Origin of the sequence: Paraburkholderia sp. SG-MS1 (assembly GCF_012275575.1) — a bacterium.
Lineage (GTDB): Bacteria > Pseudomonadota > Gammaproteobacteria > Burkholderiales > Burkholderiaceae > Paraburkholderia.
In genome coordinates this window covers 1-12136 of the sequence record NZ_NPIH01000008.1, presented here as the reverse complement: position 1 = coordinate 12136, position 12136 = coordinate 1, and the positions used below count along the sequence as shown (strand labels likewise).

General features: G+C 61.5%; 9 protein-coding genes. 4 read left to right on the top strand and 5 right to left on the bottom strand.

The window, feature by feature from the left end; translation table 11 throughout:
* The first annotated feature begins 343 nt into the window (after window positions 1-343).
* Window positions 344-808 (top strand): hypothetical protein, encoded by a 465-nt coding sequence (locus CIC12_RS00885; protein WP_168661278.1) that lies wholly within the window; start codon window positions 344-346, stop codon window positions 806-808.
* Window positions 809-921: 113 nt separating this feature from the next.
* Here the strand turns inward: CIC12_RS00885 and cyoD are convergent, their stop codons facing one another.
* The 5 genes from cyoD to CIC12_RS00860 all read right to left on the bottom strand — a co-directional run bounded on the left by cyoD (window position 922) and on the right by CIC12_RS00860 (window position 6687).
* Window positions 922-1263, bottom strand: a complete 342-nt coding sequence (gene cyoD, locus CIC12_RS00880; protein ID WP_042325866.1) for a cytochrome o ubiquinol oxidase subunit IV — start codon at window positions 1261-1263, stop codon at window positions 922-924.
* Window positions 1264-1881, bottom strand: coding sequence for a cytochrome o ubiquinol oxidase subunit III (gene cyoC, locus CIC12_RS00875; RefSeq protein ID WP_168661276.1), 618 nt, complete (start codon window positions 1879-1881; stop codon window positions 1264-1266).
* Entirely contained in the window at window positions 1881-3866 is a 1986-nt protein-coding gene (gene cyoB, locus CIC12_RS00870) for a cytochrome o ubiquinol oxidase subunit I (protein ID WP_168661274.1), read from the bottom strand. The genes cyoC and cyoB overlap by 1 nt, the downstream gene beginning before the upstream one ends.
* A gap of 2 nt (window positions 3867-3868) precedes the next feature.
* A complete protein-coding gene (cyoA, locus tag CIC12_RS00865; protein WP_168661272.1) occupies window positions 3869-4762 on the bottom strand; it encodes a ubiquinol oxidase subunit II in 894 nt (297 codons plus the stop codon).
* A gap of 368 nt (window positions 4763-5130) precedes the next feature.
* On the bottom strand, window positions 5131-6687 hold the full coding sequence (locus tag CIC12_RS00860) for an NADH-quinone oxidoreductase subunit M (protein ID WP_168661270.1): 1557 nt from the start codon (window positions 6685-6687) through the stop codon (window positions 5131-5133).
* Between the two features lie 685 nt (window positions 6688-7372).
* Between CIC12_RS00860 and CIC12_RS00855 the strand changes: the two genes are divergently transcribed.
* The 3 genes from CIC12_RS00855 to CIC12_RS00845 all read left to right on the top strand — a co-directional run bounded on the left by CIC12_RS00855 (window position 7373) and on the right by CIC12_RS00845 (window position 12067).
* Window positions 7373-8119, top strand: coding sequence for an ABC transporter ATP-binding protein (locus CIC12_RS00855; protein WP_238812284.1), 747 nt, complete (start codon window positions 7373-7375; stop codon window positions 8117-8119).
* Window positions 8109-10679, top strand: a complete 2571-nt coding sequence (locus CIC12_RS00850) for an FtsX-like permease family protein (protein ID WP_168661268.1) — start codon at window positions 8109-8111, stop codon at window positions 10677-10679. Before CIC12_RS00855 ends, CIC12_RS00850 begins: the two co-directional genes overlap by 11 nt.
* 230 nt (window positions 10680-10909) lie before the next feature.
* Window positions 10910-12067 (top strand): lipocalin-like domain-containing protein, encoded by a 1158-nt coding sequence (locus tag CIC12_RS00845; protein ID WP_238812282.1) that lies wholly within the window; start codon window positions 10910-10912, stop codon window positions 12065-12067.
* Window positions 12068-12136 lie beyond the last annotated feature (69 nt).

Genomic DNA, 12136 nt, shown 5'->3' with positions numbered 1-12136 from the left:
CCAATGACACTTCCGCCCCACTTACCCTTATCCATTCGGCCAATCTCAGCATTTAGCCCGAGACTAAATTCGAGATAGCTCCACTCCCTTATAATTACCAAGTCGTCGGGAAACACCCAGCGACCAGGTTTGACAGCCTGACGTTCCAACCGCACACCCGCCCAGGCGGGTCGTGCGTCTATCGCTGCACGTCTATATTTCAATGGGCGGGCTGTGGTGGGGGAGCCGCAAGGCTCGCCGGGATGTTGGAACGCCGGTCTGTCAACCCCGCCATGTGCCCGCTCACCCCTTCCCCCAAGGCCAGTGTCCGGGCGATCCAAAGAAGCAACAGGGAGATCGCACCATGTCCAGGTCCGTCAAAAATCAACCGGCTTCGCGTCCGCCAGTCGATGCACTCCAGTACGAAAAGCTTGCCCTATCCGCGTTCGATTTATGCGACCGGCAGTTGGATCAACTGGACACCTTGATCACACTTGCGTCGTCAATAGTCAGATATCCTGCGATTACCCACGACGAAAGAAAGCGTCGTCATACCTTGCTCGAATTGCTGGTGGACACGGCCGAGCAGTATCAGCTGGAACTCGAATGCGACCGCGAGTTGTTTCAGGTCATTGCACTTGACGCGAAGGGCATGCCTCGCAGCCGCATCACGGCGCAGCAAGCAACGAACTTACTGGCCGAAGCGTCGAAGATAGCAAAAGCGCCTCTCGAAGAAGGAAAGGCTGCGCCCCGCAAAAAGTCATCCGCGAAACGCGCGGTCGAGTTGCCCTCCACTACCGTGCAGCCGCTATCCACCGCGCCGCACTAAACGATCCAATCACGCACCACACAACAAGCATCAGCCAGCAGGAAGCACAAATAAAAAACCCCGCAAGACTTTCATCTTGCGGGGTTTTCTTCAGGCTACAAGCTTTCTACGCCTTACCGCGACATCATATTCATACTGACGTTATGCATGACCCACAACGTCCCGCCAATCACAATAACAGCGGTCAACGCAGTAAAAGCGAACGCCGTCACATTCCAGCGCTGCTCCGACGACGTATTCATGTGCAGGAAAAACACCAGGTGCACGACGATCTGCACGAGCGCGAGGGCCGCGATCGCGAACAGCGCGTTCTGGCCCGTCAACGTCCCCGTCATCACGAGGCCGAACGCCGCGACAGTCAGAATGACCGACAGCACGAAGCCCGTCATGTAGCTGCCGAAGCTGCCGTGGCTCCCACCCGAGTGTGCCGAGTGTGCGTTATGGCTATGGTCCATTTAGATCACGCTCGCAAGATAGACAAAGGTGAAGACGCCGATCCACACGACGTCCAGAAAGTGCCAGAAAAGGCTCAGGCACGTCAGACGGATCATGTCGCGTTCGGTCAAGTCGCGGTGACCCAGCACCTGGATGGCAAGCACCACCATCCAGATCAGGCCGAACGTGACGTGCAGACCGTGCGTGCCGACCAGCGTGAAGAACGACGACAGGAACGCGCTGCGGCTCGGACCCGCGCCTTCGGCGATCAGGTGCGAGAATTCGCGCATTTCCAGCACGAGGAACGCGAGGCCCAGCAGGAACGTCACGCCGAGCCAGAAGAGCAATGCGCCCTTGCGGTTCTTGTGCGCACCCAGCATCGCGAAACCGTACGTGATACTGCTCAGCAGCAGCATCGTCGTTTCCAGCGCCACGCCCGGAATCTCGAACAGATCCTTACCGGTCGGGCCGCCGGCGAACTGGTGGCTCATCACCGCGAACACTGCGAACAGCGACGCGAAGATGATGCAGTCGGTCATCAGGTACAGCCAGAAGCCGAATACCGAATGCGACGGCGGGTGATCGGCGTGATGCGCATCGTGGTGATGCGCGTCTGCCGTAAGCGTGTTGTTTGACATCAATCCACCTCCAACGCGACCGGCGCACCGGCACCGGAGCGTTTCTCTTCAATCGCCGCGACCGTGGCGGCCGGGATGTAAAAGCCTTCGTTCTTCTGCCAGCTGTAGACGATCACAGTAGCGATCGAGCCGACCAGACCAACAATGGCGAGCCACCAGATGTGCCACACAGCGGCAAAACCCAGCACCAGCGAGAACACGGCCACGACCAGACCCGCCGACGTGTTCGACGGCATATGAATGTCGCGATACGCCGGCTTCGGCTGATCCTTGCGCAACTTCATTTCAGCGAATGCATCCAGCTCACGCACGTCCGGAATGATCGCGAAGTTGTACGACGCCGGCGGCGAGCTCGTGGCCCATTCCAGCGTGTGACCGTCCCACGGATCGCCCGTGACGTCGCGGTTTTGCGGCAGGTTGCGATCGCGCAGGCTAACCACCAGCTGCACCACCTGGCAAGCGATACCGATGGCGATCAGAACCGCACCGACCCACGCGAACATCAGCCACGGATGCCAATCCGGATTGTCGTAGTGATTCAGACGACGCGTCATGCCCATGAAGCCCAGCACGTACAGCGGCGTGAACGCAACCCAGAAACCGATCTGCCAGAACCAGAACGATGCCTTGCCCCACGCTTCGTTCAGCTTGAAGCCGAATGCCTTCGGGAACCAGTAGTTGAAACCGGCCAGGTAGCCGAACAGCACGCCACCAATAATCACGTTGTGGAAGTGAGCGATCAGGAACAGGCTGTTGTGCAGCACGAAGTCCGCGCCCGGAATCGCCATCATCACGCCGGTCATACCGCCGATCGTGAAGGTGACCATGAAACCGAGGGTCCACAGAATCGGCGTCGTGAATTGCAGACGGCCCTTGTAGATCGTGAACAGCCAGTTGAACACTTTCACGCCGGTCGGAATGGCAATGACCATCGTCGCGATACCGAAGAACGCGTTCACGTCAGCGCCAGAACCCATCGTGAAGAAGTGGTGCAGCCACACGAGGAACGACAGCACCATGATCGCGCAGGTCGCCCACACCATCGTCTTGTAGCCGAACAGCGGCTTCTTCGCGAAGGTCGCCACGACTTCCGAGAAAATACCGAACGCCGGCAGGATCAGGATGTACACCTCAGGGTGACCCCATGCCCAGATCAGGTTCAGGTACATCATCGCGTTGCCGCCGGCATCGTTCGTGAAGAAGTGCATGCCGAGGTAACGGTCCAGACCGAGCAGCGCGAGCGTGACGGTCAGGATCGGGAACGCCGCCATGATCAGCACGTTGGTGCACAGCGCGGTCCACGTGAACACCGGCATCTTCATGAACGTCATGCCCGGCGCGCGCATCTTCACGATCGTCACGAAGAAGTTCACGCCGGTCAGCAATGTACCGATACCGGAGAGCTGCAGACTCCACAGGTAATAATCGACCCCGACACCCGGACTGAACTGCAGTTCGGACAACGGCGGATAAGCAAGCCAGCCCGTTTGCGCGAATTCACCGACCACGAGCGAAATGTTGATCAGAATCGCGCTGATCGCGGTCATCCAGAAGCTCAACGAGTTCAGGAACGGGAACGCAACGTCGCGGGCACCGATCTGCAACGGCACGATGATGTTCATCAGGCCGACCATGAACGCCATCGCCATGAAGAAAATCATGATGACGCCGTGCGCGGTAAAGATCTGGTCGTAATGGTGCGGCGGCAGAACGCCTGGCGAGTTATACGCCAGCGCTAGCTGGGTACGCATCATGATCGCGTCCGCGAAACCGCGGAACAGCATGATGAGTGCAACCACGATGTACATCACGCCCAGCTTCTTGTGGTCGACCGACGTGAGCCATTCGGTCCACAGGTAGCGCCATTTGCCAAAATAGGTGATCAGACCCAGAACCAGCGCACCGCCGATGGCAATGCCGGCAGCCGTCACCATGATGATCGGCTCGTGGTACGGGATCGAGTCTAGTGAGAGTTTTCCGAACATGCTTATCCCTTCGGCCCGCAGTTGGCGTCCTTCATGTTGTCCATGACGTTACCGTTGTTGTATCGGGCAATGATGTTGTGAAAGAGCTTCGGATCGACCGACGAGAAGTAGCGCACCGGATCCTTTTCGCTCGGCGCCGATACCGTGTGGTAGCGGTCCATGCTGAGGTTATCCGATGAAGCGCGCACTTTCGCCACCCATGCGTTGAACTCTTCCGGCGACTTGGCGAGCGTACGGAACTTCATGTCCGAGAAGCCCTTGCCGCTGAAGTTGGCCGCGGTACCGGCGTAGTCGCCGGCTTCGTCCGCGATCAGATGCAGGCGCGTTTGCATGCCGGCCATCGCGTAGATCTGGCCACCGAGTTGCGGGATGAAGAACGAGTTCATCACCGTGTCGGAGGTAATCACGAAGTTCACCGGCGTGCCGACCGGGATCGCGAGCTGGTTCACCGACGCAATGCCGAGGTCGGGATAAATGAACAGCCACTTCCAGTCGAGCGCGACGACTTCGACGTTGATCGGCTTGACCTGCGACTCGAGCGGACGGTACGGATCGAGCTCGTGCGTGCTCTTCCACGTCAACACGGCCAGGAACAGAATGATCAGCGTCGGAATCGTCCAGACAGCGATTTCGATACCTGTTGAGTGAACCCACTTCGGACGGTATTCAGCGCTTCTATTCGACGCGCGATAACGCCACGCGAACAGCAGCGTGAGGAAGATCACCGGCACGACAACAACAAGCATGGCCCAGGTGGACGTGGCAATCAGATCACGTTCCGCCAGTCCCACACTCCCCTTCGGATTCAGGATATCGAGGTTGCTGCAACCCGAGAGCAACAACACGAGGCCGGCGGAAAGGAAACTTAACGACCCTCGTAGAGTCTTTCCTTTCATATTGTGTGCCTCTCTTTTACGACTTCAACGAACGTCATTCGACCGCTCTCCATTAATAAGCGCTCGCATAATAGGGGCACGTCGATCGGCGATAAACCCTCGATTTCGCAACGATCTATTGCGTCGCACCACAGTGCGACACGTTGCCGCACACCTGTGCGCAAGCGGGGGTTGCAATGCTCCACTGCAAAGCACTGAAAAGTTGACGCATCACAAAGACCCCTGAAAAAAAGCCCTAAAAACGTGGCTCGGCCCGAATGGCCGCTCCGCGCGAAAGGTGCACCAGGGATTTCTGCGATGCGTGAAGCTGCGTCTACGAAGCAGCATCCGCGATTACGCATGCTGCAAGCGCACCACACCGCTTGACATCAGCCCGGCGTGCGGACCGTGGTGGCAACCGGCGCCGGGGCTGCGGCTTGCAGATGCTCGCCACCGTCAGGCGCGGCGTCGTCCGCGGGATGAGCCGAGCGCTCCGACTGAGCGAGCAGCGTGCCGACCGACGGATCGATCGCATCGGTAAACGGCTTCGGGTAAAGGCCGATGGCCAGCACCAGCACGGCCATCGCGCCCAGCAGCACGAACTCGCGATTGCCGAGGTCCTTCAGTTTCGCGACGCGCGCGTTGGCAATCGCGCCGAAGATCACGCGCTTGTACATCCACAACGTGTAGGCGGCGCTCAGCACGAGCGTCGATGCGGCGATTGCACCGATCCAGAAGTTGAAGCGGATCGCGCCCATCAGCACCATGAATTCGCCGACGAAACCCGACGTGCCCGGCAAACCGATGTTGGCCATCGAGAACAGCATCACGAACGCGGCAAAGCGCGGCATGGTGTTGGCGACGCCGCCGTATTCGGCGATCGATGCGGTCTTCGTGCGGTCATAGAGCATGCCCGTGCACAGCAGCATCGCGCCGGACACCACGCCGTACGACAGCATCTGCACGATCGCGCCGGCCTGGCCGATGCGGTTGAACACGAACAGGCCGAGCGTCACGAGCCCCATGTGCGCAATCGTCGAATAGGCGAGCAGGCGGCGCATGTCGGTTTGCACGAGCGCCAGCAGGCTCGAGTAGATCACCGCGATCAGGGACAGTGTGATCATCATCGGCGCGAAGAAGTGGCTCGCCTGCGGCGCGATCGGCAGCGCGAAACGCAGCAGGCCATAGCCGCCCAGCTTCAGCATGCCGATCATCACTGCGGCGCCGGTCGGGCCGTCGAGGTGGACGTCGGGCAGCCACGTATGCACCGGCCACATCGGCACCTTCACGCCGAATGCAGCGAGGAAGCCGAGGAAGATCAGCATTTGCGGCACAGTGCCAAGCTGCGTTTCACGCCACAGCGCGAGGTCGAAGCTGTGCGTCTGGCTGTACAGATAGAGCATCGACATCAGCATCATCAGCGAGCCGAGGAACGACACGAAGAAGAACTTCACGGCGGCGTACGAGCGGTTCGAATGCCCCCACGTGCCGATCAGCAGATACAGCGGAATCAGCGTCGCTTCGAACGAGATGAAGAACAGCATGCCGTCCATCGCCGTAAAGACACCCTGCATGAAGCCCGACAGCATCAGGAACGCGCCGAAGTACTGTGCGGTCCGCTCGGTGATCGACTCCCACGACGCAACCACGATGATGATCGTGGTGAGCGCGGTCAGTGCGACGAGCCACAGCGAAATCCCATCCACGCCCACATGCCAGGCGATATCGAACGTCGGCGACCAGCGGGCGTTCTCGACGAACTGCATCGACGTAACGTCGTTGCGGAAATTCGCGACCAGCGGAATCACCGGCAGGAAACCTGCGACCGCGCCAGCGAGCGCGAGCCAACGGGTGCGACTGCGTGCCGCGTCAGATCCGGCACGCAAAACGACGAGTCCGGCGACAATAGGGATCCAGATGAGAAGGCTAAGAAGAGGCAATGGCATGTGCTCTGTCAAAAACTTGAAGTACAAAACGCCGCATCAACGCCTCCAGAACAGAAAGCATTGAAATGGATATGTAAGCTGGATTTCGCTGAAATTGACGTGGAAGCGGTGGCGTCCGCTACACGTTTACCCGCAGTCGAATGACCAAGGGTGGGAGATTACCAAGATAAGAAAACTTTTGCAGCGCAACAACGCTGCAAAGCCCTTCGCAATAGATTATTGCCCCACACCCGCTTGCGAAACGCATAGAAATGTGCGTCTGCACAGGGTCACCCCCACTCCAAGTGACGCGCTGGTTTTATGAACAGAAGCTACAAATTGACAGCAAATTAGGCGCTCTTTGCAAAACCGATTCCGAGAGCGGCTCGGTCGGGAACGGATCATGCTGCCTTCCATCAACCGCGGGACGCCGATTTTGGTCGTTCAGCAAAATTTCTACCATTTACCAGCAAAAAAAATTTTTGCCGGGCACTCCAACTTCGCGCCGACCTCTCCTCTGAAAAAGCACCGGAATCGGGGCGACAGTTTGTACCTGCGCTTTGCCCTGAGCGATGCATTGCGCTTGCGCATGACTTACAGATGCCGAATATACTGCGGCGGTCTGCAGGCTGATCAGCATCCGACGACGCATACGCAGCGCCCTGTCCGGACACCACTCTTCGCCGTCAAACTCTTCGGATCCCGCATGGCGTTTCGTGACGAAGTCGTACCCGCACTCGAATGCCGCGGGCTGAGCAAGCAGTACGGCACGGGCCGCATCGTCCTCGCGCGTCTCGACTTCACACTCGAACCCGGAGAATTCGTTGCGATCATGGGTGACTCCGGGGTTGGAAAATCGACGCTGCTCAATCTGATCGCGGGGCTCGACAGCGCGGATAGCGGCGACGTCATCATCGACGGCACGCCTGTCGCGCGGCTGGACGACAACGCGGCGACCCGTCTACGCCGGCAAAAACTCGGCTTCGTATTCCAGGCTTTTCACGTGCTTCCGCATCTGACGCTCGCGCAGAACGTCGCACTACCACTGCTGCTCAACGAGCTTCCTGCTGCCGGCGCGCCCGACATGCTCGCGGCGGTCGGCCTGGACGGCCGCGGCGACGATTTTCCGCGGCAGCTCTCTGGCGGCGAGCTGCAGCGCGTGGCGATTGCGCGGGCACTCGTCCATCGTCCGAAGCTGATTCTTGCCGATGAACCGACGGGCAATCTCGACCCCGATACCGCGCGCGAGGTGCTCGGCCTGTTCCGCGCGCAAAGCAAGGCGACCGGCGCGGCCGCGATCATGGTGACGCACTCGGAAGCCGCGGCGGCGGTGGCCGACCGCATCCTGATTCTGAGCGACGGCGGCCTGCACGCGCCCTCGGCCGGGCACGCGCTTTTCGGCCACGCTTTCTCGCAAGAAGCCCCCGCGCGTTCCGCCGACGATGCGCGCTGATTTCCACCCTCCGCTGCGCGCGCGGGGACACCGCGTTCTCGCACGCTGGCTGCTGGGCGCCGAATGGCGCAGTCATCGCGGACGCGCACTGGTTGCCGTCGCGACGATCGCGCTCGGTGTCGCGCTGGGTTACGCGGTGCAACTGATCAACAGTGCGGCTTTCAACGAATTCTCGGCGGCGGCCCGCAGCCTTTCGGGCGAAGCGGATCTGCAAGTGCGTGGCGCGCAGCCTTTCTTCGATGAGTCGCTCTATCCGCGCCTGTCGAACGAAACCGGAGTCGCGCTAGCGAGCCCGGTGCTCGCCCTCGATGTCAGCGTACCGGGTCAAAGTATGTCGTTGCAGGTGCTCGGCATCGACGTCTTCAAGGCGAGCAGGATCGCGCCCGATCTGACCGGCGTGCCGTCGCCGGACCGGCCGTTCGATACGCTCGCCTCCGATACGGTGTTTCTCTCGTCGGCCGCTCAGCAATGGCTGCACGTCAAAACCGGCGACGACGTGGCGCTGCAAAGTGGCACGTCGATCGTGCATTTTCGCGTCGCGGGCGGCCTCGTGAGGACCCGCCCGGGTCAGCGGATCGCGGTGATGGACATCGCCGCCGCGCAGTGGAAGTTCGGCAAGGTGGGCAAGCTGTCGCGCATCGACGTGCAACTCGAGCGCGGCGTCGATCGGCAACGCTTCAGGCGTGATGTGCAGGCACGGCTTGGGAACCGGTGGGTGGTCGCCGAAGCCCGCGACGCCGAAAGCCGCACCGATCGCCTGTCGCGCGCCTACCGGATCAACATGAATGTGCTCGCGCTGGTGGCGCTCTTCACCGGCGCTTTCCTCGTATTTTCGACGCAGGCGCTGGGCGTCGTGCGGCGTCGCACGCAGTTCGCCATGCTGCGCGTGCTCGGACTGACGCGCGCTCAACTGTTGCGGCAGATCCTGCTGGAAGGCGCGCTGCTGGGACTGCTGGGTTCGCTATCGGGACTCGCGCTGGGTTATGCGATGGCACGCGGCGCGCTGCATTTTTTCGGCAGTGATCTCGGTGGCGGCTACTTTCCCGGCGTGCAGCCGCAGGTCGGCTTCGAACCGTTGGCGAGCGCGTTGTTTCTGATCCTCGGCATCGCGGTGTCGGTATTGGGTAGCCTCGCGCCCGCGCTGGAGGCGGCGCACGCTCGGCCGGCGGCGGCGCTCAAGGCCGGCGCCGAGGAAGGCGCGTTGGCCCGGCTCGCCACGCCATGGCCTGCGCTGCTCTGCCTCGCGGCCGCTGCGTGTCTGACGCAATTTCCGCCATGGTTCGATGCGCCGATTGCCGGCTACGTCGCCGTCGCGCTGCTGCTGGTCGGCGGGATCGCGCTGATGCCGCGCGTCACCGGGCTGATATTCGGCGCGGCGACCCGCGCGTACGCGGGACGCCGCCGCGCAGGCGCCGCGAGCACGCTCGCGCTGGCGCGTCTCGCGAATGCGCCGGGCCACGCGTCGATCGCAATGGGCGGCGTGTTGTCGAGCTTCGCGCTGATCGTCGCGATGGCGATCATGGTGGCGAGCTTTCGCGTGTCCGTCGACGACTGGCTGGTTCATCTGCTGTCCGCCGATCTCTACGTGCGAGTGGCGCAGAACGGCGACACCGGCGGGTTAGGCCCTGACGAGCAGACGTTGCTTGCGAACGTGTCCGGCATCAGGAGCGCCGCGTTTGCCCGCACCTCGCGTCTCACACTCGATCCGGCGCGCCCGGACGTCGCCGTACTCGCGCGCGAAATCGACGCCGCGCAGCCTGGCGCGAATTTGCAGATGACCGGGGCCATATTGCCGCCCTCCGGATGGCGCAGCGGTGAAACACCTGTTTGGGTATCCGAAGCAATGGTTGATCTCTATGGATACAGGCTCGGCCAGCGTGTGAAATTGCCGCTTGGCGGCAGCGGCCACGTGTTCGTCATCGCGGGCGTGTGGCGCGACTACGTGCGGCAGAGCGGCGCGATCCAGATACGGCTTGCCGACTACCGGCGTCTCACCGAGGATACGGGCGCGACCGATGTTGCCGTTACCGTTCAACCGGGAGTGCGCGTTGACAGCGTGATGGCCGGACTGCGCGCATTGCCCTTCGGCGCGTCGCTGGAGCTGTCGCAACCGGGCGAGATTCGCGCACGTACACTGGTGATCTTCGACCGGAGTTTCGCGGTCACTTATCTGCTTGAAGCGGTCGCTATCGTGATCGGCCTGTTTGGCGTTGCGGCGACGTTTTCTGCGCAGGCGCTCGCACGGGCCCGTGAATTCGGCATGCTGCGGCATGTCGGCGTGACACGCGCGCAGATTCTCGCGATCCTCGCGCTCGAAAGCGGCATGCTCACAGTTTGCGGCATCGCGATGGGCTTCGTGCTCGGCTTTGCGATCAGCCTGATTCTCGTGTTCGTTGTCAATCCGCAGTCGTTTCATTGGAGCATGTCACTGCATGTGCCGTGGACGGCGCTGGGCACGGTCGCGCTAGTCATGCTGGCTTCGTCATGCTCGACGGCGGTGATCGCGGGACGCAGCGCGGTGTCGGTGGATGCGGTGCGCGCGGTAAAGGAGGATTGGTGATGGGGGAGCTGGCGAGCGATTCAGTGCTGGATTTGGCGCGGGATTTGGCACGGGATTCGGCGTGGGATTCGGCGTGTGGGGCCATGCCGGAGGCGGCAGCCCGCTTTGATGTAGCCGGAGCATCCCGCGTCACTTCGCACAGCGTCGGGTCTCGAATTACGACCTGGATTGCGCTCCGCGCACGAAAGGTGTCCGCATCTCATGTCATTGAGGCGGTCTCGCCATGTGAGATGCCATGCGCAGCGCCGGACGCTTCTCCTTCCGGGAAAAATCCGCCGCGGTTGCGCCCTCGCCTTCGCGGTCTGCTTTGTCTAAGCCTGCTCGCTGCATCGTCCGTGTTCGGCGCACCTGTCGAATTCGCCGCGGTCACGTCCGATCATCCGGTTTCCTTTCCGCAGGACAGCGGCGCTCACCCGGCTTTTCGCACCGAGTGGTGGTACGCGACGGGTTGGCTCACCACGCCCGACAATCAGCCGCTTGGTTTTCAGATCACGTTTTTCCGCTCGGCGACAGATCACGACGCCACCGATCCGAGTACTTTCGCGCCGTCGCAGTTGATCATTGCGCATGCCGCGTTAAGCGATCCAGTACTTGGACACCTGGCGCACGATCAGCGTATCGCGCGTCAAGGCTTCGGGCTCGCCTATGCGCAACCGACCAATACCAACGTCAAGCTCGATGCATGGAAAATCGTTCGCACCGCGGAGGGTCGCTACGACGTCAATGTCGACGCTAACGGATTCTCGCTGCATTTCACACTGACGCCAACGCAAGCTCCATTGATCCAGGGTGATCGCGGATATTCGCGCAAAGGTCCACGACCGGAACAGGCGAGCTATTACTACAGCGAGCCGCAACTGCGCGTGACTGGCAGCGTAGTGCGTCCGAACGGGTCGGCGAGTTCGTCGCGCGGGAATACCGCCGTGACAGGCGTGGCGTGGCTGGATCACGAGTGGTCGAGTACGCTACTCGACGCCAATGCCGTTGGATGGGATTGGCTGGGGGCGAACCTCGCTGATGGTTCGGCCCTGATGGCATTCAGGATACGCGGTCGCAATGGGCACGCGATGTGGGCGCATGCGGCCCTTCGTGACCCTTCCGGTCGGGTGACCACGTTCGGCCCTGACCAGGTCGAATTCACACCGGTTCGCAGCTGGCGCTCTACGCGCACGAACACGCAGTATCCCGTTTCGATGGACGTCAGAACAGGTACGCTGAGGTGGCGACTGGATCCGCTGATGGACGATCAGGAACTCGATTCGCGGCAGTCAACGGGCGCGGTTTACTGGGAAGGGGCGGTAAAGGTGAGTCGCGAAGGCGCCGGGATAGGACGGGGCTATCTTGAACTGACCGGTTACGCGGATGCGCTGCGGATGGGGAAGCGCTGAGGGGCTGGCGCGGGTCCGGAGCGACGCGCGAAGCGCCTGCCCGGGGCCGTTGTCCTCTACGCCGCACGG